Origin of the sequence: Citrifermentans bemidjiense Bem, from assembly GCF_000020725.1 — a bacterium.
GTDB classification, from domain to species: Bacteria; Desulfobacterota; Desulfuromonadia; order Geobacterales; family Geobacteraceae; genus Geomonas; species Geomonas bemidjiensis.
Genome location: NC_011146.1, coordinates 1298689 through 1323665, shown reverse-complemented (window position 1 = coordinate 1323665; position 24977 = coordinate 1298689). Strand labels below are relative to the sequence as shown.

22 protein-coding genes, 1 tRNA gene and 1 pseudogene are annotated in these 24977 nt (G+C 56.2%); 12 read left to right on the top strand and 12 right to left on the bottom strand.

The window, feature by feature from the left end; genetic code table 11:
• Nucleotides 1-2 precede the first annotated feature (2 nt).
• A pseudogene (locus tag GBEM_RS05745) lies at nt 3-1308 on the bottom strand (L-lactate MFS transporter).
• Between the two features lie 470 nt (nt 1309-1778).
• Entirely contained in the window at nt 1779-1982 is a 204-nt protein-coding gene (locus tag GBEM_RS05740) for a GSU3473 family protein (RefSeq protein ID WP_012529576.1), read from the bottom strand.
• 221 nt (nt 1983-2203) lie between these two features.
• On the opposite strand from GBEM_RS05740, the gene GBEM_RS05735 reads away from it, so the two are divergent.
• The 3 genes from GBEM_RS05735 to GBEM_RS05725 all read left to right on the top strand — a co-directional run bounded on the left by GBEM_RS05735 (nt 2204) and on the right by GBEM_RS05725 (nt 4895).
• Entirely contained in the window at nt 2204-2740 is a 537-nt protein-coding gene (locus GBEM_RS05735) for a Spy/CpxP family protein refolding chaperone (RefSeq protein ID WP_012529575.1), read from the top strand.
• A 111-nt stretch (nt 2741-2851) separates the two neighbouring features.
• A complete protein-coding gene (locus GBEM_RS05730) occupies nt 2852-3313 on the top strand; it encodes a hypothetical protein (RefSeq protein ID WP_012529574.1) in 462 nt (153 codons plus the stop codon).
• A gap of 19 nt (nt 3314-3332) precedes the next feature.
• The gene (locus GBEM_RS05725) at nt 3333-4895 is read left to right on the top strand and encodes a PAS domain-containing sensor histidine kinase (protein WP_012529573.1); all 1563 of its coding nucleotides are present in this window, start codon (nt 3333-3335) and stop codon (nt 4893-4895) included.
• Between the two features lie 44 nt (nt 4896-4939).
• On the opposite strand, the gene GBEM_RS21425 is transcribed toward GBEM_RS05725, so the two are convergent.
• A complete protein-coding gene (locus GBEM_RS21425; protein ID WP_012529572.1) occupies nt 4940-5116 on the bottom strand; it encodes a hypothetical protein in 177 nt (58 codons plus the stop codon).
• Nucleotides 5117-5490: 374 nt separating this feature from the next.
• On the opposite strand from GBEM_RS21425, the gene GBEM_RS05720 reads away from it, so the two are divergent.
• Entirely contained in the window at nt 5491-5679 is a 189-nt protein-coding gene (locus GBEM_RS05720) for a hypothetical protein (RefSeq protein WP_041262684.1), read from the top strand.
• A gap of 1 nt (nt 5680) precedes the next feature.
• Here the strand turns inward: GBEM_RS05720 and GBEM_RS05715 are convergent.
• Nucleotides 5681-5757: transfer RNA gene (locus GBEM_RS05715), tRNA-Arg, on the bottom strand.
• A gap of 112 nt (nt 5758-5869) precedes the next feature.
• Between GBEM_RS05715 and GBEM_RS05710 the strand changes: the two genes are divergently transcribed.
• The 5 genes from GBEM_RS05710 to GBEM_RS05690 all read left to right on the top strand — a co-directional run bounded on the left by GBEM_RS05710 (nt 5870) and on the right by GBEM_RS05690 (nt 12036).
• The gene (locus tag GBEM_RS05710; protein ID WP_012529570.1) at nt 5870-6229 is read left to right on the top strand and encodes a hypothetical protein; all 360 of its coding nucleotides are present in this window, start codon (nt 5870-5872) and stop codon (nt 6227-6229) included.
• Nucleotides 6230-6838: 609 nt separating this feature from the next.
• Nucleotides 6839-7837 carry a hypothetical protein gene (locus tag GBEM_RS05705; protein ID WP_012529569.1) on the top strand — a complete coding sequence of 333 codons (999 nt, stop codon included), beginning with the start codon at nt 6839-6841 and terminating at the stop codon, nt 7835-7837.
• A 537-nt stretch (nt 7838-8374) separates the two neighbouring features.
• A complete protein-coding gene (gene gmd / locus GBEM_RS05700; protein WP_012529568.1) occupies nt 8375-9514 on the top strand; it encodes a GDP-mannose 4,6-dehydratase in 1140 nt (379 codons plus the stop codon).
• 23 nt (nt 9515-9537) lie between these two features.
• Entirely contained in the window at nt 9538-10512 is a 975-nt protein-coding gene (gene fcl / locus GBEM_RS05695; protein WP_012529567.1) for a GDP-L-fucose synthase, read from the top strand.
• 180 nt (nt 10513-10692) lie between these two features.
• Complete coding sequence (locus GBEM_RS05690; RefSeq protein ID WP_318842309.1) at nt 10693-12036, top strand: phosphomannomutase; 1344 nt, start codon at nt 10693-10695, stop codon at nt 12034-12036.
• A gap of 177 nt (nt 12037-12213) precedes the next feature.
• Here GBEM_RS05690 and GBEM_RS05685 read toward each other — a convergent pair whose 3' ends face one another.
• Entirely contained in the window at nt 12214-12945 is a 732-nt protein-coding gene (locus GBEM_RS05685; protein ID WP_012529565.1) for an OB-fold nucleic acid binding domain-containing protein, read from the bottom strand.
• Between the two features lie 449 nt (nt 12946-13394).
• On the opposite strand from GBEM_RS05685, the gene GBEM_RS05680 reads away from it, so the two are divergent.
• The 3 genes from GBEM_RS05680 to GBEM_RS05670 all read left to right on the top strand — a co-directional run bounded on the left by GBEM_RS05680 (nt 13395) and on the right by GBEM_RS05670 (nt 17004).
• A complete protein-coding gene (locus GBEM_RS05680; protein WP_012529564.1) occupies nt 13395-14747 on the top strand; it encodes an OmpA family protein in 1353 nt (450 codons plus the stop codon).
• Nucleotides 14748-15475: 728 nt separating this feature from the next.
• Nucleotides 15476-16426, top strand: a complete 951-nt coding sequence (locus tag GBEM_RS05675; RefSeq protein ID WP_226373933.1) for a cytochrome C — start codon at nt 15476-15478, stop codon at nt 16424-16426.
• A 122-nt stretch (nt 16427-16548) separates the two neighbouring features.
• On the top strand, nt 16549-17004 hold the full coding sequence (locus GBEM_RS05670) for a hypothetical protein (RefSeq protein ID WP_012529562.1): 456 nt from the start codon (nt 16549-16551) through the stop codon (nt 17002-17004).
• 95 nt (nt 17005-17099) lie between these two features.
• Here GBEM_RS05670 and GBEM_RS20320 read toward each other — a convergent pair whose 3' ends face one another.
• From GBEM_RS20320 to GBEM_RS05635, 7 genes are all read right to left on the bottom strand, one after another.
• The gene (locus GBEM_RS20320) at nt 17100-17525 is read right to left on the bottom strand and encodes a tetratricopeptide repeat protein (protein WP_012529561.1); all 426 of its coding nucleotides are present in this window, start codon (nt 17523-17525) and stop codon (nt 17100-17102) included.
• 54 nt (nt 17526-17579) lie between these two features.
• A complete protein-coding gene (locus GBEM_RS05660) occupies nt 17580-17894 on the bottom strand; it encodes a hypothetical protein (protein WP_012529560.1) in 315 nt (104 codons plus the stop codon).
• Between the two features lie 71 nt (nt 17895-17965).
• Nucleotides 17966-18784 carry a tetratricopeptide repeat protein gene (locus GBEM_RS05655; RefSeq protein ID WP_012529559.1) on the bottom strand — a complete coding sequence of 273 codons (819 nt, stop codon included), beginning with the start codon at nt 18782-18784 and terminating at the stop codon, nt 17966-17968.
• 76 nt (nt 18785-18860) lie between these two features.
• The gene (locus GBEM_RS05650; protein WP_012529558.1) at nt 18861-19769 is read right to left on the bottom strand and encodes an NHL repeat-containing protein; all 909 of its coding nucleotides are present in this window, start codon (nt 19767-19769) and stop codon (nt 18861-18863) included.
• A gap of 5 nt (nt 19770-19774) precedes the next feature.
• Nucleotides 19775-21055: a cytochrome c3 family protein gene (locus GBEM_RS05645; protein WP_012529557.1), complete on the bottom strand. Its 1281-nt coding sequence runs from the start codon at nt 21053-21055 to the stop codon at nt 19775-19777.
• 19 nt (nt 21056-21074) lie between these two features.
• A complete protein-coding gene (locus GBEM_RS05640) occupies nt 21075-23006 on the bottom strand; it encodes a cytochrome c3 family protein (RefSeq protein WP_226373932.1) in 1932 nt (643 codons plus the stop codon).
• Between the two features lie 88 nt (nt 23007-23094).
• Nucleotides 23095-24936: a peptidylprolyl isomerase gene (locus GBEM_RS05635; protein ID WP_012529555.1), complete on the bottom strand. Its 1842-nt coding sequence runs from the start codon at nt 24934-24936 to the stop codon at nt 23095-23097.
• Nucleotides 24937-24977: the final 41 nt, after the last annotated feature.

The window sequence follows — 24977 nt, the reverse complement described above, 5'->3', positions numbered from 1 at the left end:
AACTAGGCGGAAACCTTGACCGCGACCTTCTCTCCGACCACCTCGGTAGCCTCGACAGCGACCGCTTTCTTCTCACGCAGAAAGAAGGTGACGATGGTGCCCAAGGCAAGGCAGGAACCCGCGAGGATGAAGGATTTGTTCAGGCCGCCCGGCTGCGCGTTCATCATCTCGGAGACGCGCCCCATAACGAGGCCGCCTACGCCCCAGGCGCTGAACAGCACGCCGTAGTTGAGGCCGTAGTTTTTGAACCCCCAGTAGTCCTTGGCGAAGGAGGGGAAGAGGGTCAGGTTTGAGCCGTAGTTGAAGCCGATCAGGGAGGCCAGGAGCACCAGCAGCATCGCGGAACCGGAGCCAACGACGGGGACGGCCGCGAACATCAGCACCGCCTGGAAGCTGAGCATGATGGTCAGGGTGGCGCGGCGGCCGATCTTGTCGGAAAGCACGCCGGCAACCACGCGGCCGGAGGCGTTGCCGATCGCCATGATGGCTACGGCGACGAAGGCCATGGGGCCCATGCTCTTCTTGGCGAGACCTGCCACGGAGCCGATCACCATAAGTCCTGCGCCTGCACCGATGAAGAAGGTGGTCCACAGCATGTAGAACTTGGGGGAGCGGAGCATCTCGGACACGGTCGCGTCGTGCACTGCCTTCTTGGCGGGAGTGGGCTTGCCTTCTTCGCCCTTCATCACCGGCTCGGCGGGAACGAACCCTTTGGGGGGGGTTGGCCAAGGCGAAGGAGAGGCCGCAGACGATGACGGCGAAGCCGGCGGCGAGGATGTACATGGACTGCTGGATGCCGTAAGCGCCCAAGAGGTAGCTGGAGAGCGGCGCGATGTACACCGGCGCGAGCCCGAAGCCAGCGACCACGATGCCGGCGATGAGGCCGGTTTTCTTGGACGAGAACCACTTGAGCGCCGGAGGGGTGGCGGCGGAGTAGCCGAAACCGAAGCCGGAGCCGGCCAGGACGCCGAAGCCGGTGACCCAGGCTGCGTAGCTGTTGGAGTAGCCCATGAGGCTGAAGCCGGCGCCGACCAGGATGCCGCCGATCAACGCGGTCTTAGCCGGGCCGATCTTGTCCTGGCATTTGCCGGCAAGGATCATGGAAAAAGCAAAAGCGAGACAGCAAAGAGCATACGGGTCGTTGATGGAACTCAGGCTCCACTGGAACGCATCGGGGCCGCCTTTTTCGATGGACGCCTTGATGGCACCCTTGAAGATACTCCAGGCATACAGCACCCCGAGCGCCAGGTTGATTCCGGTTCCGGCCATGACTACCTGCCACCCCTTGTTAGATGTTGTTTTGGACATGCCTTTATACCTCCATGTTGGAATTGACCACTCTTACCGTTCACGTTAGCAACTTGCATACCAACGTTTTAAAGTTTCGTATATCCTACCAAAAGACGCAAAAACAGCAACTTACGCTGACAGATGAAAGCCGGGGGGAGGAACCATCTATCCCCTTTTTCGCATAACAGCAAAAAGCGGTACCGCTGAAACTGCTCCGGCTTTCAGACAATGCGGCCGTAATATCAGCACGTTGATCACTGCTAATGCTCATAAGGAGGGCATTCGCAGATATGCGAAAGGAAGGCTTTCTGTTTTGCAGATCTGTAAATTTGTCGTGATTCGTATAACACCGAAAAGGGGAGAGATAAAAAGGGAGGGGCAACAGCGGGGTAAATCAGGTGGGGGGCGGCACCCTGAAACGCCGAAGGCCGGCCCAATGAGGGTCAGCCTTCGGTCAGCGCCGGTGGCTTTTGCTGAAAACTGCGCGATCAGCAGAAAAGGACGTTGCCTCTGCGCTCTGGACCGCGGTACTTCTTCCCCCCCATCCCTCTCACAGCATCGGTAGCGATCTGAACGCATTCGCCGTCGCTGCGAAGGAAAGAGACAATGGCAGCCTGCTCGATCAGTTCCTGAAGATCTTCTGCCTTTACCAAGCCGCGTCTTTCATCTGCAAACACAACCGGGACTTTCATGGCACCCCCCTAAGAGATCATTGTTGCAAGCGTTAGCACATTCTATCAATGGATTTCTCCGATATCAAGTTCAGCTCCCGCAAAAAAAGAAAAGACCACTCTCACAGCGAAAGCCAGATAGCATTTCCACACTTCTTCCACTTTGCCTCCACAATTGCCGGCTACCTTTCATACCATATCGTGCCTAGCGCACCGAAGAACACATCCAAAGGAGCCTCATCATGAAAAGAGATCTGAGAAAATTGGCCCTACTTGCCTGCATCACCGCAGCCGCCACCTTTGGCGGCCAGACCGCGTTCGCAGAGTACACCGGGGCGGACCCGTCCCCCGGAGCCGGCCAGCATCAAAAGCACAGAAAGGGGCACCGGGGCGGCGACTTTTTCAAGAAGATGGCGCGTGAGCTGAAACTGACCGACCAGCAGCAGGCCCAGGCGAAATCGCTGTTCGAGAGCAACCCCGCCGAGCATAAGCCGCTGATGGAGAGCCTTAGGGCGGAGCGGAGCCGGATGCAGGACCTGGTACGTTCGGGAAGCGCCGAAGAAGCGGCCATCAGGGAGCAGGCGGCAAAGGTGGCGGCATTGCAGGCGGACCTGGCGGTGAGCAGGGCGCGGGCGGCGAAGCAGTTCCTGGCGCTGCTCACCCCGGCGCAGGCCGCCGAACTGAAAGCGCTCCAGGAAAAGCGCAGAGAGCGAAGGGGACTGGCTCCGAAGGGACCTGTCTCCCTGGAGAACGGCGGTATGGAAGGAGAGGGTTTTTAGCAATCGGTTCCCTCACCTGTCCCCTCCCCTGGCCTTGGCCGGGGGAGCTTTTTTTTTGTCAATTCCTGCTCCTCGCGTACAATTAGATTCGCCAAAAGGAGGGGCATTCAAATGAGAACAACGATCGGTTTAATTTTATTATTGGGAGCACTGCTGGGAGGTTGCGCCACGACTTCTACCGATTACCGCCAGCGGATGAACGCACTGCCGGAGCATTATCAGCAGTTCGACCTGGTGATGGGATGGGAGACCCGGGTCGAGGGCGACCAGACGGTAATAGACGGCGTGGTGCGAAACGTGCGCTACTTCGTGATGCGAGACCTGGAAATCTGGGTGGCACTGCTTGCCCCCCAGGGAAAGCCGGTGCGGCGCGAGGTGAGTTTCATCATCCCGTCGGATCTCAAGCTGGACGAGAGCGCGCCTTTCTCGATACGGCTGCCGATGGCAGTCAAGGCGGGCGACAGGCTCCGCTTCACCTACAAGTACCGGGGCAGCGACGGCGGAGACGGATTGCAGCGCGACGAGACGCCATGGATGCAGAGCTTCGAGCGGGTAGTAGTAGCTCCACGTTGACGCGGAACGGGGAAAAACCATGACCGATAAAGATCTCACTACCGATTCAGGCGCGCGCAAGCAGGAGCCCGGGCAACTGCAGGGGGACCTACCCTTTCGGCTGCTGGTGGAGCAGGTGAAGGAGTACGCAGTGGCGCTTTTGGATCCGCAGGGAAACATCTCCTCGTGGAACGCCGGGGCCGAGCAGATTACCAAGTATCGGGGCAGCGAGGTGATCGGGAAGCATTTCTCGCTGCTCCACCCCAAGGAGGAACTGCGTTCGGGGGCGCCGGAAAGGGAGCTCGCCATTGCACGCTCGCTGGGGAGCCTGGACCTGCAGGGGTGGCGACTGAAAAAAGACGGTAGCCGCTTCTGGGCCGCAATCACGCTCACCGCGCTCTACGATCAGGGAGAAAACCTCGCCGGGTTTGCGCTGATAGCACACGACAACACGGAGAAACGCGCTTCTGACGAGGCGCTGGTGAAAAGCCGCAACATGCTGGAGCGGCTCTTCGAAACGGCTCCGGACGGCATCGTAGTGGTCGACGACAACGGTGTCATTCGCAGGACGAACCAGCAGGCGGAGATCACCTTCGGCTACATGCGTGAGGAGATGCTGGGGCAGCGCATCGAGCTCTTGGTCCCGGAGCGTTATCACAAGCACCATCGCCAACACCGGCGCAACTATTTCGCCGACCCGCGCGCCCGCAAGATGGGGATCGGCCTCGAACTGTACGGCCGCCACAAGGACGGTCACGAGATCCCGGTAGACATCATGCTAAACCCCATCGAGACGCCGGACGGGACCTGGGTCTTCGCCGTGATCCGCGACATAACCAGCCAAAGGCAAGGTGAGGCGAAGATACTGGAGCTGAACCTTGCCCTGAGAAACCAGCTCGAGCAGTTGGGGGCAAGCAACAAGGAGCTGGAATCGTTCAGCTACTCGGTTTCCCACGACCTGCGGGCCCCGCTGCGCCACATCATCGGGTTCGTGGACCTGTTGAACGCCAAGGCCGGGAACGTTCTGGACGAGAAGAGCCGCCACTATCTGGAGGTAATCAGCGAGGCGGCCAACAAGATGGGGTTGCTGATCGACGACCTGCTGGCCTTCTCGCGCATGGGGCGCAGCGAAATGATGAAGGGGTGGGTAGACCTGGGACTGCTGGTGAGAGAGATAGTGAACGACCTGGAAAGCGATAGCAAAGAGAGGGAGATCCAATGGGACATAGCCCCGCTCCCCATCGTGCTTGGGGATGCAGCAATGCTGCGCCAGGTTCTCATCAACCTCATCGGCAACGCGGTCAAGTTCACCCGGTCGCGGGAAGAAGCAAAAATCGCCATTGGCGCCATCGACCAGGAGCAGGAAACGGAGATTTTTGTAAGGGACAACGGGGTCGGGTTCGACGAGGCTTATGCGAGCAAGCTTTTCGGCCTTTTCCAGCGTCTGCATGCCAATGAGGAGTTCGAGGGAACCGGGGTCGGGCTGGCTATCGTGCAGCGGATCGTACTACGACACGGCGGCAGGGTATGGGCTGAGGGCGCGGTCGATGGCGGAGCAACCTTCCGGTTCTCGCTCCCGAAGGGACTAAACCCGGCGCCCTAGAAGAAGCAGCTAATTACCTGCGCCCGCCGGGCTCGCCTTTAGCTTTAGAGCTTGTTCCTCAGGGTTTCCTTGAGTTCCAAAATGGCCAGTGTCTGCATGTATCCACCAAGAAACTCGATGTTCTTAAAAGCCACCCCCTCTCCGAAGTAATCGTCTATCTCGTGTATCGCCTGCTTCATAAGCTTTTGCCCCGGAGTCAATTTCGCAAGGTCAGGATTCATCTTACACTCCCTAGCTAATTTGGTGATACTGCCAGTGATGCTACCAGTGCTGCTTCAGGCACTTCTCCGCACTGCCGCTGCCACAATTGGACAATTCTAAAGACGCACTCACAACTGTCAATCAGCAACGGCGTGGGCCACTGCCACAGAAGGCATTTTGTCTTTGCCAATACCACGCGAATCGGGTTATTGTCTGCCGGATTGGCACCCAAGCGCCGACCCATCCCCAATAAACGGATGACAGCAATATTTCGGCGAAATCCCTCTTGATACAGTTTTCTCTGCCACGCCAGCGGGCTCGCCGGGTACGACATACTCCATGTCAGCTCCGGACCCGCCGCGTTAATGCGCATAGAAGCCAACGGCAGCTGCAGATGGAACTCATATGGAGGAAAAAGGGGAAATGGGTCGCCACGACGGATCCCAGGTACCCCGTGGAACAATTCGCTACGGTGGAGAACAGGTGCTGGCGCATCGGCTACAGCGGCTCCAAGGGAGCCCTGTACATCATGAGCGGCAGCATCTGGCACGAAGGAAGAAAGGCCGAGCGGAAGAGGAAGTAACTGGCACGCCCGGAGAGGTTCGAACTCCCGACCCGCAGGTTCGAAGCCTGCTGCTCTATCCAGCTGAGCTACGGACGCACGCGCCGAAAGATACATCATTAACGATTCCTTTGTAAAGCCTGAAAACGGTTGCCCGGACCAAGCTTGAGTTGGTCTAGTGCGCGGCGATCAAAACAGTTGAGGGGGCAGCATGTCGGATACTGAAAACCAGATGGGATTGTTCGAATCGGGAGAACTCCTGCCCGAAAAGCCGCTTGCAGCCCCGGCGCCCCCGCCGCAGCCCGAACCCCGCCCACGCCCCCGCCCCGCAGCAAAGCAGGCTGACAGCCCCGCTGCCGCCCGCCGCGAGAGACCAGAAAAAAGGGCATCCCGCAAGGGAGCGCAGGCAAAGGTGCCGGTGAAGGCGGTCTCTGGCCTCGTCCCCGAGGGGGATGTGCGCCTCACCGCCAACATCAGGCAAGACCTGCACCTGAAACTCAAGATAGCCTCGGCGTACCGTAGAACCACCATCGGCGAGATCATCGAGGAACTGGTGGAGAAATACGTCTAACTTCCTACCATTCCGTCCCGCGCCGGCGCCCGGGACCGTCCCCTTACGGCAACCTTCACCTCGTCCACCCTTCTTTGGCCATATCGTGGGGCGGTTGGCGCGATCATATCAAGGTCTTACCCGCCGTAACCACTGCAGCGTCCGTCGAAGCCACAGGCGACGCCCCCATTGGCTGACCGTTGCCGCAGAAGCACCGAACACAGCTAAAAACAAAGAAAAGCTATTTTGCCAAGCAGAGGGGATGCAACAGATATCGTTGAAGACAGTCGGACTGATTCAGCGGCAACCAATTGAGCGGCGAAACCTGACTCAGAGAGCTAACTTAAGACATGGATTAGAGGTTTTCTGGTTGAAGTAGCCACACAGTTGGTATAAGGTGCGACTCATCAAAAAAAAATAAGGAGTAACGAGTTGCCTCCTATCTTCTGTCGCGTCATAGCCGTCCTAACTGTAGGCCCTGCGCAACGTAGAGCTTACAGAAGCGGGAAGGCAGAGAAACCGCAGGGCGGTCGTCATCATCACCTTGATCAACTAGCAGGCATTTAACGCAACCGAGGCATCAACCGACGATCCGGCGTGAACCGGAACAGACTAGCAAGGAGTTTTGGGATGAAAAAAATGCAGATGTTCGGTTCTTGCACAGCGCTGACCTTAATGGCAGTCGCCTTTGCAGGTTGCACCACTACGGGGCAGGCTGCCAAGCAGGCAACGGCTCCCGTCACGGCGGCGGCTCCGGCTGTACTTTCCGGAAAAGTCTTGGAAACCGTCGACTCCGGCGGGTACACCTACATGAACCTCGAAAAGGACGGCCAGAAGACCTGGGTGGCGGCTCCCGTAATGAAAGTATCGGTCGGCCAGGAGGTGCAACTGCTCCCCGGCGCCCAGATGGCCAACTTCAGCAGCAAAACCTTGAACCGCACCTTTGAAAAGATCACCTTCTCGGCAGGCGCCATAGCCCCGACTGCTCCGGCCGCACCGGCGGCGCCCGCTGCAGCGGAGCCACTGGAAGAGGTGGTCATGATCGGCAAGGTCATCGAGACCATGCCTGCCGGGAACTACACCTACATCAGGATCGAGAAGGATAGCAAGGCGGCCTGGGCAGCGGTGCCCAAAGCCGACGTGGTCGTCGGTGACGAGGTTGAGCTTGCCCCCGGCACCCCCATGGGTAGCTTCACCAGCAAGACGCTGAACCGGACCTTCAATTCCATCTATTTTGCCGGCGGCATCACGATCACCTCCAGGAAAGAAGGGGCCGCGCCCGCGGCACCCGCCACGGAGAACGGACTTCCCTCCGGGCACCCAAAACTCGACGCTGCTGCGGCGCTCCCGTCCGGGCATCCGTCGGTCGATGCAGCTGCGCCGGCAGCACCCGCTCCCGCAGCCAATATCAGCGGCAAGGTGGTGGAGACCATCAACGGCGGAGGGTATACCTATGTCTGCCTGGAACATGATGGCAACAAGACCTGGGTGGCAGTCCCTAGCATGAAAGCCAACGTCGGCGATGAAATAGCCGTCCTTCCGGGGAACGTGATGGCGAACTTCGCCAGCAAGAGTCTCAATCGCACCTTCGACAAGATCATCTTCTCTGGTGGCCCTGTCGCCAAATAAGGTAAACCGGTTGCATCCCCCCAGCATTTTCACCGACATATAGAACTGCTTAAACATGAAGGCCTCGTGGCGAAACCATCGAGGCCTTCTTTTTTCCCCTGGCTTCCAAGCTCCAGTTTGGGAACCCTCTGCCGTGCAACTGCTGCCTCCTTGCATATCGCCATACCGAAGCTCCGCTTACATTGCCTTGCATGCCGCCGCTCCCCGCAAAGCGGCGTAATCCCGCGTAAACCCTGCTACTCTGCTCCTTTTTTGGTTGCTTTTTACCTCATATTAAACTACTAATATCTGTCGCCTTCGGCACAGGGCCCCACCCTGCCGCCGGCCCATCCAGCACTTCTTCACAAGGGTTTTCCCGGACGCTACCCCCCCCTGCCGCGGTTTCGGCTGCCCCCTTGTCGGTCCCTTTGGTCCCCCAAACAGGGGGGCGGAACCGGATCGGCTTCGACTGAGGCATCTCCCGCAGCGGTTTAAGCATGGCCGTGCGGCCGAGAACGGCTTCACGATCTTCGATGGAACAAAAGAGGAGATTGTTACATGGCAAAAGTAGCTCTTATCACAGGCGTCACTGGACAAGACGGTGCATACCTCGCCGAATTCCTGCTCAAAAAGGGATACGTCGTGCACGGCATCAAGCGCCGCGCCTCGCTCTTCAATACGGACCGGATCGACCACCTGTACCAGGATCCGCACATCGAGAACCGCGACTTCATCCTCCACTACGGCGACCTGACCGACTCCACCAACCTGATCAGGATCATTCAGCAGGTGCAGCCGGACGAGATCTACAACCTGGCCGCCATGTCGCACGTCGCCGTTTCCTTCGAGACCCCCGAGTACACGGCAAACGCCGACGGGCTCGGGACGCTGCGGATACTGGAAGCGATCCGCATCCTCGGGCTGGAGAAAAAGACCAGGTTCTACCAGGCCTCCACCAGCGAGCTTTACGGGCTGGTGCAGGAAGTGCCTCAATCGGAAAAAACCCCCTTCTACCCCCGTTCCCCCTACGCGGTTGCGAAGCTTTACGCCTACTGGATCACGGTCAACTACCGCGAAGCCTTCGGCATGTACGCCTGCAACGGAATCCTCTTCAACCACGAGTCCCCGATCAGGGGAGAGACCTTCGTCACCAGGAAGATCACCCGCGCCATAGCCCGCATCTCCCTTGGCCTGCAGAGCTGCCTCTACCTCGGCAACCTGAGCGCCCTGCGCGACTGGGGGCACGCCCGCGATTACGTCGAGATGCAATGGCTCATGCTGCAGCAGGATGAGCCGGATGATTTCGTCATCGCCACGGGGAAGCAGTTTTCCGTCCGGCAGATGGTCGAAGAAGCGGCCAAGGGGGTCGGCATCTGCATGCGCTGGGAAGGCGAAGGCGTCAACGAGACCGGCATCGTCGCGTCCATAGATAGCCACGGCACCAAGACCGAGGGGGGCGCCGCCGGCCACCTGCAAGTGGGACAGGCCATCGTGAAAGTGGATCCTCGCTACTTCAGGCCGACCGAAGTGGAGACCCTTTTGGGAGACCCGAGCAAGGCACGGCAGAAACTGGGGTGGGTTCCGAAGACCACGTTCGAGGAACTGGTGGCCGAAATGGTGCACTCGGATCTGGAGGAAGCGCGTCGCGACGAGCTCTGCAAACATCACGGCTTCAGCACCTACAACTACCACGAGTAGCAGCGAGGACCGTTAGTTCAAACATGAATACCAACGCCAAGATTTTTGTCGCAGGCTCCAAAGGGCTTGTCGGTTCCGCGCTGACACGCAGCCTCAAATCCGCCGGTTATCGCAATCTCCTCACCCCGGAGAAAGAGCGGCTCGACCTCACCGACCATATCGGGGTCAAGGCCTTCTTCGAAAGCGAAAAACCGGAGTATGTCGTACTGGCCGCGGCCAAGGTGGGAGGGATACACGCCAACAACACCTACCCTGCCGACTTCATCTACCAAAACCTGGTAATCCAGAACAACGTGATCCACCAGGCTCACTTAAACGGTGTGAAGCGTCTGCTCTTCCTCGGCTCCTCCTGCATCTACCCAAAGCACGCGCCGCAGCCTATGCGAGAGGAGCACCTTCTGACCGGGCCGCTTGAGCCGACCAACGAGCCCTACGCCATCGCCAAGATCGCCGGCCTCAAGATGTGCGAGGCCTACAACCGCCAGTACGGCACCAAGTTCATCGCCGTGATGCCGACCAACCTGTACGGTCCCGGGGACAACTTCGACCTGACCAACTCCCACGTGCTCCCCGCGCTGATCCGCAAGTTCCACGAATCAAGGGAGCAGCGGCTGCCGGAGGTAGTGGTCTGGGGCACCGGCACCCCGCGCCGCGAATTCCTGTACGTGGACGACATGGCGGACGCCTGCCTCCACCTCATGAATCTGCCGGACAGCACCATAACCGAAGAACTCACCGCCTACCCGAAGCCCTGTTTCGTCAACCTCGGCACCGGCGTCGACGTCACCATACGGGAGCTGGCGGAAACTGTGCGCGAGGTAGTCGGCTTCGAGGGGCGGCTTGCCTTCGACACCAACAAGCCTGACGGCACCCCGAGGAAGCTGCAAGAGGTATCCCGGATGAAGGCGCTGGGATGGGAAGCGAAGGTGACCCTGAAAGACGGCATCGCCAAGTCTTACCAGTGGTTCCTGGAGAACCAGGGCAACATCCGGAAATAAACAATAAAAGGGGACAGGCTACTTTTTCAAATCGAAAACTAGCCTGTCCCCTTTTCCCTAATAAGCGCGTAAGCGCTTGAAATGACTATCAGCAACAATAAAAGGGGACAGGCTGGTTTTTCAGATCAAAAAGTAGCCTGTCCCCCTTAAATGTATGGGGAGAATTTTCCGGTGAGCAACATGCACTGCTTCAAAGCCTACGACATCAGGGGGAGAGTCCCTGATGAACTGAACGAGGACCTCGCCTACCGCATCGGCCGGGCCTATGCCTCTTTCCTCGCACCCAAGAAGGTCATCGTCGGGCGCGACGTGCGCCTCTCCAGCGCCTCGCTCTGCACCGCGCTCGCCAACGGGCTTACCGACAGCGGGGTGGAGGTGTACGACATCGGCATCTGCGGCACCGAGCAGGTCTATTTCGCCACCTTCAGCGAGAAGATGGACGGCGGCATCATGGTGACCGCGAGCCACAACCCCATGGACTACAACGGCATGAAACTCGTGCGCGAAGGCTCCCGCCCCATCAGCGGCGACAGCGGCCTGAACGCCATCCGCGACCTGGCCGAGCAAAACCGGTTCGAGGAGGTTTCGGCGAAGGGTAGCGTGCATCCGCTCGACATCGAGGAGAGCTATGTCTCGCATCTCTTGGGTTATCTCGACCCGGGCACGCTGAAGCCGTTCAAGATCGTGGTCAACGCCGGCAACGGCTGCGCGGGGAGAACCATCGACCGCCTTGAATCCCGCCTCCCCTTCAGCTTCGTCAAGGTCCACCACGAGCCCGACGGCACCTTCCCCAACGGCATTCCGAACCCGCTGTTGCTTGAGAACCGCTCCGCAACGGCCGAGGCGGTACTGGCGCATGGAGCCGACCTGGGGCTTGCCTGGGACGGCGATTTCGACCGCTGCTTCCTTTTCGACGCCAAGGGAAACTTCATCGAGGGGTACTACATCGTTGGGCTTCTGGCAGCCGCCATGCTTCAGAAACACCCCGGCGCCCGGATCATACACGACCCGAGGCTCACCTGGAACACGGTCGACGTGGTGACGGCGGCGGGGGGCGTGCCGGTGATGAGCAAGACGGGACACGCCTTCATCAAAGAGCGGATGAGGGCCGAGGATGCGGTCTACGGCGGCGAGATGAGCGCCCACCACTATTTCCGCGACTTCGCTTACTGCGACAGCGGAATGGTCCCCTGGCTTCTGGTCCTGAACATCATGGGAAAAACCGGGAAGACGCTGGCGGAACTTGTCGAGGAGAGGATGCGCCTTTACCCGGCCAGCGGCGAGATCAACAGAAAGCTCGCCGACCCGTTGGCCGCCATCGAGCGAATCGGCAAGACCTACCGGGAGAGCGCCTTGAGCATCGACGACACCGACGGCATGAGTATGGAGTTCCCACAATGGCGGTTCAACCTGCGCTGCTCCAACACCGAACCGGTGCTGCGGCTTAACGTCGAGTCGCGGGGCGATGAGGCGCTTATGAACGAGAAGACGGGGGAACTCCTCGCGCTGGTCGACGAGGTGTAATCACACCCTACCCATGCGTGTGGGGTGAAATGAAACCGGCGCCTCTTTCACAAGAAGACGCCGGTTGAGATTTATTTTCGAACTTCGCAGTACGCCTGGAGATTGGCAACTTCAGCAATCCAGGGGTGCCATTTCCTTTCACCGTTCAGGTCATCTAGATAACCTGAACGTCCCTTCCTATTTGGGTTTCACGCTTCCAAGTTCCAGAATGGCCCTGTATTTATATCCAGACCCGAAATCTTTGTCCTTGGCTATGGTCCCAGATATGGTCACCACGTCCCCAACGTTTGGAAGGGCATTCGTGGTAACCACCAGATCGTTGTTTTTCTGCATTGCAGAACCGGAGCCGTCCTGTATGTGAAGCCAGTTCCGACCCATAATCCGGGGAGTGACTTTAATCACCTTCCCAGAAACTGAGACCGTCTGTTTGTCAAGTTGGTCGATTTTGTCATAAATGTCGGCGATAGTGTGTGCGTCAGCACCTTTAGCCGCTTCGACAACGATCTGTTCTTTCGATTCCGGCACCTGCCCGCTGCTACCGGTCGACTTTTTGCTGAGTAAATCCGTCTGCGAATCAGACAGGGGAGCACCGCAGAACATGATCAGATCAAAAGTCCGTTTCAAAGCCTTGCTTTCAAAGTCCATCATGGGAGTGCATCCCGTAAACCCAAGTTGCTGCCCCAACTTCACGTTGGCCATGGGAGGACAAGCTACCCATGCCTTTTTACCGTCTTTCTCTAGGTTGATATAGGTATAATCCCCTGCAGTCGTTGTCTCCACAACCTTGCCAGTCACCCCAGAGTTCACCGCCATGACGCCCCCCATGCTCGGGGGAGCATCGGAGCAGGCCCCAAACCCAGGAGCAGAAGTTACTAGGACTGCGGTCAACATGCTTATCATTTTTTTCATCACAACTCCTCGCTTTTGAAGTGGTGCCAAATACCCGGCATGTTCGTTTAATCGCTAAACAAAGTACCACTACTGGCCACACGGAAACAAGCAGATATGTGTGCGCGAAGAAAAACATCCTCCGTGACAGAATCATCCCTCGAAGCTGTATTTTCACAACCGCAGGCTCGAGAGGGGTGCACTGCCTAATAAAATGGTGTGAATGCTGGAGTGAACCCTACCATTTCCAAAGATCTGCCTCTCAGCGGTTAGCGCCGCCCCAAACTATTTGGAGGCTCATGCTATAGAAGAGGATAAGATTAGCTTCACACAGCTTTTGACTCTTGCTGATAAATAAAGTATATTCCACGCACTTGAGGTCATTAGGCATTACAACAAAGCAGCGCGGGATGCGTGATGCGGCGTTTCCACTGTGAGCCCAATACAATGCCACGAAAAGGATTGCAATAATGAATGCTATAACGCGCGTGTTCATTCCACCGGCACTGATTGCTTTGCTGCTGATTCTACACACGCAATGCCTAGCGGCAGACAAATACGACAGTTTCACTACAACCCCTGTAGTAGGTATCTTCAGTCCAGGCAGCTTCAGTTCCCTCAAGCCTGGTTTAATGGCAGGGGTTAAGATTGACAAACAGCTGACAGACACTTTTGGGATTGAGGGAGACATCAGCATGGTTGGTGCCGACGCAAAATCGTCAGGCAGCACAGCCCTATACCTAGTCACCTTACAGACTATTTATCCTTTTCTCGAACGCCCCAATTTAACCCCATTCTTGACGTTCGGTGCTGGCGGACTCATTGCTGACAAAGGGTCATCGAGCCCTTTAGTAAACTTCGGTCTCGGAGCCAAGTACTTCATAAAAAAGGATGTTGCCTTCAGGTTTGATTTCCGGGATGTCGCCGCAAGCAGCCAGGGAAACAGTTTCGAATTAACTGCGGGGGTAAGTTTCGTCTTCGGCGGAGAAAAGAAGCAGCCCCGCCACAGGGCGCGCCCACAGATTGCCGCAGCGACACCTATGACGAATCCGGCGGCCACCGAGGCATCAACTAGCCTTTCGACACAAACGGCTAAAGACCAGCCTGTTATAACGCATAGGGAAACCCCTAAGCCAGTTCCCGCATCCCCCGCGCCTGCAACTGTTGCAACGACGCCGCAGAGTCTTGCCGTTCCAGTGATCGCCACGCCCGGCATTGCCTCCTCTGCATCAAGCGTGCAGCCTCCCCCCGTGGCTGCAACTGTTGCAACGACGCCGCAGAGCCTTGCCGTTCCAGTGATCGTCACGCCCGGCATTGCCTCCTCTGCATCAAGCGTGCAGCCTCCCCCCGTGGCTGCAGAAATTGCAAAAACGGCACCGGCGCCACGAGAGAACGACAGCACCGAAGCAACAGACCAGGCAAAACAAATAGAACTGGAAGCTGAAAAAAAACCAGCGTCAACACCTTCCGTGCCAGTTGCCGCCCCGTTACTCAAAGCCACCTTCGAGTTCGACTGCAACAGCTACAAAATCAGGCCGAGCTTCATCGATGTGGGGCGAAAAATCGGCCTGTTCATGAAGCGTAACCCACAGATCATTGCACAGATCCACGGACACGCCGATATCACCGGCAGCGATGACCACAACCTCGCGCTTTCAGAGAAACGCGCAGTGCGAACAAAGCAGTACCTGATGAAGATGTACAATCTTTCTGCCGATCGGTTCGAAATCCGCACCATGGGCAGTTCCGAACCGATCGCAGATAACACGACAGAGGTCGGTCGCAAAAAAAACCGCCGGGCCCTCGTCATCATTTTAAAGTGACCCTTCCCCCCAATATGCCTTTTCAGAGACAGCCGTCCCCCTGCCTTCTCTGAAAAGGCACCTCTTCAGCCGGGGCAGTAAATGGCCTGCTGCCCCGGCGCCCCTGCACTGTTCAAAACCTGCACCGCGCCACCCCCCTCGTAAACCGATAATGATTTCGGGAGTTTACTCCACGAGCGCCAAGACATGATCAGAGCTTGCGTGTTTGCAGAACAGCTGCAAATCGATAACCTTTTTCATAGTTGTTACGACCAATGCGTATTTCACTTAGAATTCAATTAGATACAGGTTTCCCCCTATTAAGAACGATCTGGCGTACAATTTGTACAGGTAGCCAGTGAAAGCCAAAATGAGGGAGGAAAACCATCATGCTCACGACCTGCCTTACGCACAAGTCAGCCAAAATGTTTGCAATCCATCTAGTGATGACCGCAAGCATCTTTCTCTGGGTCAACAATTCCCATGCAGCATATTTGAGCGGCAACACCAAGCCATTTCATAACGGCGGCACCGGAGAGTGCAATGAGTGCCATTCAACTGGCGCCGTCGAGAGCGGAGTACCCCGACGCGGTAACCTGTTAGGCAGCGACTCAAGTTCTACGTGCCTCCGGTGCCACCAGTCCCCCGAAGGGGTTCAACACGAACCCTATCAAGTCGCTACTAGCGGTATCGAGTTAGTCGAAGGGGTCGCTCCAAGAGAACTCACCCCCGGCGGTGACTTCGGCTGGTTGAAAAAAAACTATCGATGGTCCGGTGAAGGCCGGGATAAAGAAGCCAGCCAGGGAGAGCGCCACGGTCACAACATAGTAGCTGCAGATTACGGTTATTCGGCGGACACCAAACTTTCGACAGCGCCGGGGGGTAACTTCCCTGCCAACTCGTTATCCTGTATCAGCTGCCACGACCCGCACGGCAACTACCGCAGGTCCGTAGACGGAACGATCAGCAATGCCGGCAAGCCCATCATCGCTTCAGGCTCCTACAACAACAGCCCGGAGCCAGACGCATTCAGCGCCGTCAGCGTCTACAGGATGCTGGCAGGCAAGGGGTATAGAGCCACGCCCGGCGTCGAGTTCACCGCCGACCCGCCGACTGCGGTGGCGCCATCGGCCTATAACAGGGAGGAATCCTCGACGGACACACGGGTCGCCTATGGAAGCGGGGTATCCGAATGGTGCAGCAACTGCCATGGCTCGATCCACGATGCCGGCAGCGGCAGAGCCACCCAGCATCCCTCAGGGAAACAGGGCAAACTGAGCGCAGAGATCACCTACAACTACAATGCCTATCTCTCCTCAGGCAACCTGAATGGCTCCGCCGGGACCGCCTACAGCTCTCTGGTGCCTTTTGAAATGGGAACAGACGACTACGCTGTGCTCAAGGCGACGGCCAACAGCAACGGCTCCAACAGAAGCGGTGCTACGATGGACGCCAACGTCATGTGCCTCTCCTGCCACCGTGCCCATGCCGCCGGTTGGGACAGCAGCATGAGGTGGAACCCCAATACGACCTTTATCGTATACGATGGAAAGTATCCAGGCACGGATAACGGTGCCCCTGCAGCCATAGCGCAGGGACGTACCTCTGCCGAAGTGAAGATGGCGATGTATGGCAGAAGAGCATCTGATTTCGCCGTTTATCAAAGAAGTCTTTGCAATAAGTGCCACGCCAAAGACTGATGACCAGCGGGGGGCAAGGCTGTTTAAGGCGTCTGTGGTAGTAAAAGCTGTTAAAATCTGATCGAGAGTGTTATAAATAGCCGGGGTTATGCCTATTCCAATTACTAGAGGAACCAATTCCAATGACGAGATTTACCACCGCTTTACTGGCTATCACACTGCTTTTATTGTCCATCAACTGCCATGCCGCTACCATTCCCAACGGGTATGAGGACATCAGATGGGGCACCATGTTTCACAAAATCGTGGAAGCATACCCCAAGGGTAAAATGACTGAGTACGACAAGCAGATGGTGTACACCCAGGAGAAACCGGATGAAACCATAGCGTCTCGCATGTTTGTCTTCAAGGACGGCTTGATGGTGAGCGTCGCTGTCACATTTGAAGGTAAATACGTATCCAAGACAGGCGTGGAGAAACTAAAGCAAAAGTTCATCCAGCAGTACGGCAAAGGGAAGGCAGGCAAGCAGGGTTCGCATATGTCCACCTACGTTTGGAACGGAAAGCAGACAAAGGTGTCGTTCCTTTATGTCCCGAATCATCCTGAAATGACCGTGCTCCAGTTTGAAAAGATATAATTGCGGCAGGTTTTAGCGACAAAAAAGCCTCCTCAAAGGCGATATCTTTGGGAGGCTTTTCTTATCTCATCGATGTTCACCGCAGCTAAAACCCTCTAGTCAGTTCCCTTCGTGAGCCTTTTCAAGGCGTCTTTGGCAGGGGCAAAACCCTTGAAAGAGGCTTTTTTGAACCACTTTATCGCCTCGTTCTCGTCCTTGTCCACCCCGTAACCATTGGCATACATCACACCCAGCCGATACATGGCCTTGACAGACCCCTTTTCGGCCGCTTTCATATACCATTCACTAGCTTTCGCACCATCTTCCGTGACACCTTCTCCGTGCTCATACATATAAGCGACCATATAAAGCGAGCCCGGGTCCTCGTCGAACATGAATTGTTTCATGGCGTTCTGATAGTCCTTCATGAGGTACAGTTCACGCCCTTTGCCGTAGTCGGCTCGCACCGGCAACGTTAGAAAGCAAACGCCGGCAATAACAGCAGTGGAGAGAATGCACTTTTTAAAGATTCTTCTTTTCATCAAGTTCTCCTTGGCGCCTTGGTGATACCTTTACTTCGTCCATAAAAGTTATGCCTACTCCTTTACGAACTTGTCGTCCTCGATGACGAGAACTTTCTTGCCTTCGAATCTGGCGAGCACGTTTTTTGCTACAGGGGGCTGAATGCTCAACTGGATGGAATCATCACCACGTAGCGCCCAGCTAAACCGAATGTCGTGAGGAAGATTCACACCAGCGGGGGGATTCATGACCCCGGTCTTGTTTTCGTTGAACTGAAAGCTGCCGCTTTTGCCGACCCATTTGCCAATAAGCCTGCTTTCGGGTTTGCTGCACGATATGACGGTGGCCAGGGAAACCAACACCAGAATTCCCACAACTAATCTTTTCACACTCTACCTCCTGACCTACTATGTTCCAGAATTTTTTCACATTTTGCGATGACTTATGTGCGGACCTTCACCTACTTCCCGAGCAACTGAAGTTCAGATGCGGCGTTATGGTTACCTTGCGAGGCGGCCTTGCGAAGCCATGCCACAGCCTCGTCAGCGTTGCGAGCGACGCCTTTACCATGCAGGTAGCACTTTGAAATCTGATACTGCGCATCGGCGTGCCCAGCCTTGGCCGCTGACAGCAAGAGCCTGGCGCCCTCTACCGCGTCCGGATCGATGCCGTCACCTTCAGAAAGCATCAGGCCGTAGTAGTATTGTGCCTGAGCATCGCCCTGCACGGCAGCCTTGCTAAACCAGAGGGCTGCTTCGCGCTTATCCGCCCCGAGATCACGACCAAAGTAATAGATCAGGCCCAGATTCACCTGGGCTCGCACCATTCCGCGCTCGGCGTCACGACGGTACCATTTGGTCTCTACGTCTTCTTTGAGGGCGTACAAACGCTCAAGCTCGGCCTGCGCCTCCTGGTTGCCTTGCGCACCTGCTTTGCGGTACCACTTTACGGCCTCAGCGGGATTCTCCTCCACGCCGTCGCCGGTTCTATACATCTGCCCGAGGCTCACCTGAGCATCCTCATTACCGAGAGCGGCCGCCTTCAATAGCCAGTGCACCGCCTCGGCTTTGTCCTGACGAACACCATCTCCTCTATAGTACATAATGCCAATGTTATTGAGGGCCTGCGCCCCGCCATCCGCCCGGTAGAGTTGCAAGGCCTTTTCATAGTCTCCGTCGTTTAGCGCTTTTTCGGCCATATCCAAATTGCTGGCTGCAATTGCAAGGGAACAGATTAGAGAAGATGCCAACAGAACAAAACCGGGCAGAGATTTCTTCATCGTCGTTTTCCTCAGCCATGCAAGAAACCGGGTGGCAGGTCACCCGTTGGTATGGAGGTGACGGTCTTCCAAGGCGCTATTTGAAGCTTTCGAAGATCTGCACCCGGGAATTCCCACGATCTGCGATAAAGACATTACCGCTTTTGTCAAAGCAAACCTGGGTAGGGTAGTACAACTGGCCGGCTTTCCAGCCCAAACCCAACTGGCGTCCCTGAAAGCTGCCATCTGGGCCTATGGTCACGACTGCGCCGCCATCCTGATCCAGCAGGTACAGTTCCCCCCCCCGGCTCGCGGTGGTCAAGTAGCTGGCGAAATTCATGTACGCACGCAGGTCCTTAGTGAGCGGCGTGAACTGCGTCGCGTCCTTTTTCGCCACGTACAGTCTGGAGCCTACGGAATCGAGCAAAATCACATCAGCGCCTGGAGTCACGGCAAGGTCGGTGATAAAACCAAATCCGGCAGGGAACGGTATCTGTCCAAGAAGTTTACCGTCCATGGCCACATGCAGCACGCGCTCGCCGCCTATGTCAAGAAGGTAGATATTGTTAGCGCCGTCCACCTTGAAGCTCTTGATGACGTACTTATCCGGGTTAGTCACGCCATAGGGGGTAACGAAACCGGCGAAGCTGCCATCAGGGTTGAGGTGTGCAACCTTCTGTTGCTTGCCGTCAAGGACAAAGATGTCGTTCTTTGCGCCGAACTGCACTTTAACTGGAAACTGCACCTGGGAGAGTTTAATCTCCTGCCCCCCCTTGAGGGCCCTGTCCTGAAAGGTGTAACGCAGAAGCCGTCCGTTGCCTGTATCGGCGACCACGACATCCGACTGGTCGTTGCAGGCGACACCCTCGGGGCTCTTGATGAGCCCCTCCTTGTCATCGGCGCTGATGGTGGTAAGGAACCGGAGCTTAAGTGACCCAGCGGCAAAAGACTGGACCGGCACCAGCAGGACCAGAAGCAGAAGGTTGGCGTATATCAAGGCTCGCATGTCAATTACCTCCGGAATTTTTCATGGCACTGGACGCACAGTTCACTTACCGTGTTGAACGGCATCAGGCCTTTATACTCAGTCCCATGAGAACGGTGGCAACTCAAACAGTTAAGCGTTGCGTTCTTGTTCCGCGGATCCTTGTACTTGTCGCCGATCGGGTGCGTGGAGTGCTTCATCCAATCGTGGCAGGTGGCGCATACCTCGATGACTGATTCCTGCTTTACGAGCAACGGGTAGTTCGAGGAATGCGGGTCGTGGCAGGCGGTACAGTTACCGGAAGCCACCGGCTCATGTTTGGTAATGGACTTGTTCTGTCGCTGAATAGTGTCAGCATGGCACTTGCCGCAAACAATCAGCGTCGACTCCTTCAGCAACCCCTTTTCCTTGCCAGCGTGGGGGTTATGGCAAGTGAGGCATCCTTTTTTGCTGAACAGCGGTGAGTGGACCTTGTTCTTGCCGAAGGTCGAGTTGTACATGTCGTTGTGACACCCCTTGCAAAGTTCGCCGCCCTGGCGTTTGGTCTTCAAAGCGTTGGGCGAAGCGGCGTCTTCGTGGCACTGGTTGCACATCTTGCTTGCCACCGGTTTGTGCACGTTGTTGTACAGGATCCCCTGCACGCTAGAGCCGTGAGGATCGTGACAGGAGGTGCAATGTGTATTCGCCATGGGGTAGTTCATGTGACGCTTGATGAACGTAGGCTTATCAGTTTTATGACAACCGCTGCACAGCGCACTGACTTTGTCCTTCAGGAGAGAATCCTCCTTGACCGACATGTGCGGGTCATGGCAGATGGTGCAGTCCTTCGTCACAGGTGCGTGTTGGAACTTCGCCTTCGCGATGGCGTTTTTCAATGCCTTGTGGCACTCAAGGCACAACTCGTTCCCCCCCTTGAGCAGGTTGTTCTTGATGGCGGAAGCATGCGGGTCATGACACTTCATGCAGTTGCCTTCAACGACGACCTTATGGGTGCTTTTCGCGTTCGCAGACAGCAGGCCTTTATGGCAGGACGAGCATATCTTGGAACTGTCGGCAGACAGGAGTTTCTTGAAGTTCGAGCTGTGCGGGTTATGGCACCCGGTACAGTCCCCTTTCTTCACCGGGGTGTGCACGTAGGTCTTCTTCAGCTTTTCCTCAAAATTCGTATGGCAATCCTGGCAGAGTTTGCCGAAGGCGCCCGGCTTAAGCCGGAATTTCGCGCTGTCATCTTGAGCGTTGGCGATGAGGCCGACCATGAGAGAGCCGATAACACCAAACAGGATTAATACCTTATGTCTATTTATCATAGTAAAGCTCCTCAAATGGCTATTGTTTTATATGGCAGTCATCGCACGTTCTGCCGGCAAACGGAGGATGCACGACATCCTTGAAAAACTTGGGATCGTTCGAAGCATGCGGGCTGTGGCAGCTGATGCAATCCATGTCGGCGGCCTTGATGCCTATATGAGCTTTGACGAAGGCAGGCTTTTCGACTTCATGGCATTCCGAGCACATCGTCTGCAACGGCTCGACCAGAAGAGACTTCTGCTTGGAGAGATGCGGCAGGTGGCAAGTCGAGCAATCTTTCTGCGCGGGGGGGTGCGGCCTTTGCCGGGCGATCTTCTCCTTGATGTCCTTATGGCAGTTGACGCAGAGGTCGGGACTCTGCGCAAGAAGCAGCTTGTTGAGTTTCGCCTTGTGCGGGCTGTGGCACTTGGTGCAGTCCCCCTTGGTGAAGGGCGCATGGTTGCTCTTGGCATCCTTCGCGTTTTTGTTGAGATCGCTGTGGCAGTTAACGCACAGTTCGCTTTGGTTGCTGGTGATCATCCCCTGGATGTTGCTGGCATGGGGATCATGGCAGCCAAGGCAGTCCCCATCGGTGAAGGGCTGGTGGTTGATCCCTTGGCTTATAGGCTTCATGAGTTCGGCGTGGCATGACGAGCACAACTGTGCACCCACACCCTTCAGGAGCTTCTTCTGATCGGAGGAGTGCGGCTTGTGACAGGCAGCACAGTTGGAATCCTGGACCGGCTTGTGGGTGTAATTCTTCTTGAACCGGGTTTCCGCGTCGCTGTGGCAATTGAAGCAGACGGTATCCATGCGGTCCTTCATCATGCCGGGGAAGTTGGATCCGTGTGCATCGTGGCAACTGCTGCACTCCCCGCCGGAGAACGGCTCGTGCACGTCCTTGCCTTTCAGCGCCTCCTTGGTCTTCGCATGGCAGGTGTAGCAAAGGTCGGCGCCCTCGGCGACGAGAAGCTTCTTCTTGGCCGCAGCGTGCGGTTTGTGGCAGGACAGGCAACCCTTGCCATCGGTCACAGCCTTGTGCTTGAAAAGGTGGGATGCCGTTTCCGACGCATGACAGATCTTGCAGAGATCGTTGCCTTCCTGCACCAACAGCTTTGTCTGCTCTGAAGCATGCGGGTTGTGGCACAACAGACAGTCACCTTCCTTAAATGGCATATGCTCGACGGTACCGCCCCCTTTAAGGGAGGCGCTTTCGTGGCACTGGGCGCACAGTGCCCCCTTCTTCAGAGAAACACCGAAGGGATTGGCCGAATTGGGCGGGTTGTGACAGCCGTCACAACCGGCGGAGGCAACAGGATTGTGCACGCTGCCTTTGAGCAGCTTTGGTTGATCAGAGGCGTGCGGGTTGTGGCATACAGTGCAGTTTTTCTGGTCGACCGGGTAGTTGCCGTGCGCCTTCTTGAAGGAGGCACTACCCTTGTCGTGGCAGTTCAGGCAAAGTTTTGGCACCTCCGAGGAGAGCAGGTTGTTGTAATCCGAGCTGTGGGCCACATGACAGGCACTGCACCCTTTGTCGGTGAGCACCTTGTGCACGACCTTCTTTTCAAATACCGATTTCTTATGGCACTGGAAGCAGGCTTCGTTCCCAGCTGACTTCATGAAATAACGGGAATCAGAACCATGGGGATTGTGACAGGTCGTACATTTACCCTTTGCAATGGGGGTATGCACCTTGGGCTTGTTCAAACCTATCTTGTTGGCGGGATGGCAGTTCAGGCAGAGTTGGTTGCCATCGTGCTTGAGAAGCAGCTTCGGGATAATGCCGTGACGCAGGTGGCAGTCCTCACACTTCTTGTCGTGCACCATCGGGTGCACGTACTTCACAGAGGAAAATTTGTCGTCGAATTTTTTGTGACAGTCAGAACAATCTTTTCGGACAAACGCCTTTGCGGCGAGGGCTGTCCTGCTACCGGTGAACGAAACCATCACCGCCAGCAGCGCCGTCAGCATAAAAACCAAAATTCTTCTGCCCTTACGCATATCGTGCATTTTCATACCGTCCCCTTGGCCTAATTTTGGCAGTTTAACCAATCCGGCATTACCGCGATTCAAGATAAATCTTCACGGGATAGGCTTCCCTCAGCTTCTTGAACCATTTCTCTATATCCTGCGTCAGGTTCAGCCAGGCAACCTTCTGGCCGACTTCATCTTTCACCTCTTCCAAAGGACGCGCTTTCGCCTCTTCTTTCTCTTTTACAAACAGCGCATAGGAGTACCCTTCCGGGCTTTCATACAGTCTGTAGTCTCCTTTGTGGGCATCTTTCAAAACCTTCTGCATCGGCTCCGGCATGCTCTGCAGCGTCAGGGCCTCCTCGTTAAACTGGAGCAGGTCGCGTGCGTTCTTGGCAACCTGGCCATCCGCATTGTTTCTTAGCCAGGCGAAATCCACCCCCTCCCTCAACTTGTCGATCGCTTTCTGTGCATCATCCTTCTTGGTGAAGGCGATCCCTTGGATCTGCATCTTTTCCGGGGCAGCGTACTCGGAGATATGCTTTTCGTAATAATCCTTGATCTCGGCCACGGTGAAGGTCACGTCAGGCTTGATAACTTTTTCGATGAAGGCGCCAAACAGCACCGTAGTCTTGTGGTCCTCTATCCTCTTCAGGTACTCTTCAGACTTGTCCAGCCCTTTTTCCAGGGCGGCCTTCTTGAAAACCCGTACCGACTCGAGTTCGTCGAGCGCCAGCAGTTTCTCCCGGTTGAGCTTCTTCTCCTTAATCGCATTGTCTATGCCGTGGAAAAACTTGGAGTTCAGAGCTTCAGCCAGGTCGCTGACGCGAATCGGTTCCTCCCCTTTGATGGACATCACCACCCGTTTGTCGGTAAGGAGTTTCTCGAACCCCGGTTTTTTTGCCTCGAAGTCTAGGGACTTCACCAGCTTGGTGTTTTCCTTGGCGTACTTCTTGACGAGTTCGGCTTTATATGCCTTCAGGCTATCGAGCTTCATCTGGCTGAGCACCTTGCTGCGCGCCTGCTCCAGCCCGGCAGGGTTGTCGACATAGCGGATCTCTTCGACCTTGGCGACGAGGAAGCCGTTCATTATTTCGATGATAGGGCTGATCCCCCCGGCCTTAACGTCGGCCAACCCGGCACTGACGACGGGCCCCAGAGCGGCGTTGGTGGCATACTGCTGTTCGTCCTGTCCGGCCGTTTCCGCCTTTCCATCTTTCAGGGCCTTGTCACGCAGCTCGTCAAACTTCTTGCCGTGCTTCAGTTCCTCGATGAAGGCCTTAGCGACGGTGTCTTTCTTGAATATCAAGCTTTTAAGCTTCATTTCCTTTATCGTGTCGCGGTATTCCTTTTGGACCTTCCTCTCGTCCGGCTTGATGTCCTTCACTCTTTCGAGGAAAAGAACCTGCCTCAGTTGTTGATCGGCGAATTTTTCCAGGTTGCTCTTTATTTCATCCTGCCGGTCGAGCTCCATGTTTTTCGCTTCCTGCACCACGAGTTTGACGTTGATCAGGCGCTCCAGCGGCTCCATGAAGTTTTTCTTCGCGGAGACTTCCTTCTCCTCAGTCATCTTTTCATGCAAAGACATCAGGGCCTTTTGCAGATCGCCGAGGGTGATTTTCTCGTCATTCACCGAGGCAAGGGGCACATCGAAGAACAGCGGGGAGTATAACGGCGCTTTCAAGTGAAGGTAGACTCCCTCGGCCCGGGCCTGGTCGCTAACCGGCTGGCTGGATACGCCAGCCGCTTCGGTTTTAGCCGTACTTGTTTTGTCAGCTTCCGGGGTGATCCCCTTTGCTGCGGGCGCTTGAACCGCCTGCACTACTGCTTGAGGTGCAAGCTGCTCCGAGGCGAAGCCCCGGACCTCCATGCACAGCACCATTCCGGCCATAATTGCAACGGTTCCAGTAGTAAGTAACTTAGCTTTCATTGCTCCTCACTTTCAACATTGGTTGAGTAACGTAACACTCC

Coding starts and splice junctions, on each gene's coding strand:
- GBEM_RS05725 (WP_012529573.1), top strand. CDS start 3,333: ATGACCGATAAAGATCTCACTACCGATTCAGGCGCGCGCAAGCAGGAG.
- GBEM_RS05655 (WP_012529559.1), bottom strand. CDS start 18,784: ATGAAGAAATCTCTGCCCGGTTTTGTTCTGTTGGCATCTTCTCTAATC.
- GBEM_RS20320 (WP_012529561.1), bottom strand. CDS start 17,525: ATGAAAAGAAGAATCTTTAAAAAGTGCATTCTCTCCACTGCTGTTATT.
- GBEM_RS05720 (WP_041262684.1), top strand. CDS start 5,491: ATGGAACTCATATGGAGGAAAAAGGGGAAATGGGTCGCCACGACGGAT.
- GBEM_RS05705 (WP_012529569.1), top strand. CDS start 6,839: ATGAAAAAAATGCAGATGTTCGGTTCTTGCACAGCGCTGACCTTAATG.
- GBEM_RS05680 (WP_012529564.1), top strand. CDS start 13,395: ATGAATGCTATAACGCGCGTGTTCATTCCACCGGCACTGATTGCTTTG.
- gmd (WP_012529568.1), top strand. CDS start 8,375: ATGGCAAAAGTAGCTCTTATCACAGGCGTCACTGGACAAGACGGTGCA.
- fcl (WP_012529567.1), top strand. CDS start 9,538: ATGAATACCAACGCCAAGATTTTTGTCGCAGGCTCCAAAGGGCTTGTC.
- GBEM_RS05730 (WP_012529574.1), top strand. CDS start 2,852: ATGAGAACAACGATCGGTTTAATTTTATTATTGGGAGCACTGCTGGGA.
- GBEM_RS05740 (WP_012529576.1), bottom strand. CDS start 1,982: ATGAAAGTCCCGGTTGTGTTTGCAGATGAAAGACGCGGCTTGGTAAAG.
- GBEM_RS05640 (WP_226373932.1), bottom strand. CDS start 23,006: ATGCTGACGGCGCTGCTGGCGGTGATGGTTTCGTTCACCGGTAGCAGG.
- GBEM_RS05710 (WP_012529570.1), top strand. CDS start 5,870: ATGTCGGATACTGAAAACCAGATGGGATTGTTCGAATCGGGAGAACTC.
- GBEM_RS05735 (WP_012529575.1), top strand. CDS start 2,204: ATGAAAAGAGATCTGAGAAAATTGGCCCTACTTGCCTGCATCACCGCA.
- GBEM_RS05670 (WP_012529562.1), top strand. CDS start 16,549: ATGACGAGATTTACCACCGCTTTACTGGCTATCACACTGCTTTTATTG.
- GBEM_RS21425 (WP_012529572.1), bottom strand. CDS start 5,116: ATGAATCCTGACCTTGCGAAATTGACTCCGGGGCAAAAGCTTATGAAG.
- GBEM_RS05645 (WP_012529557.1), bottom strand. CDS start 21,055: ATGATAAATAGACATAAGGTATTAATCCTGTTTGGTGTTATCGGCTCT.
- GBEM_RS05690 (WP_318842309.1), top strand. CDS start 10,693: ATGCACTGCTTCAAAGCCTACGACATCAGGGGGAGAGTCCCTGATGAA.
- GBEM_RS05685 (WP_012529565.1), bottom strand. CDS start 12,945: ATGAAAAAAATGATAAGCATGTTGACCGCAGTCCTAGTAACTTCTGCT.
- GBEM_RS05650 (WP_012529558.1), bottom strand. CDS start 19,769: ATGCGAGCCTTGATATACGCCAACCTTCTGCTTCTGGTCCTGCTGGTG.
- GBEM_RS05635 (WP_012529555.1), bottom strand. CDS start 24,936: ATGAAAGCTAAGTTACTTACTACTGGAACCGTTGCAATTATGGCCGGA.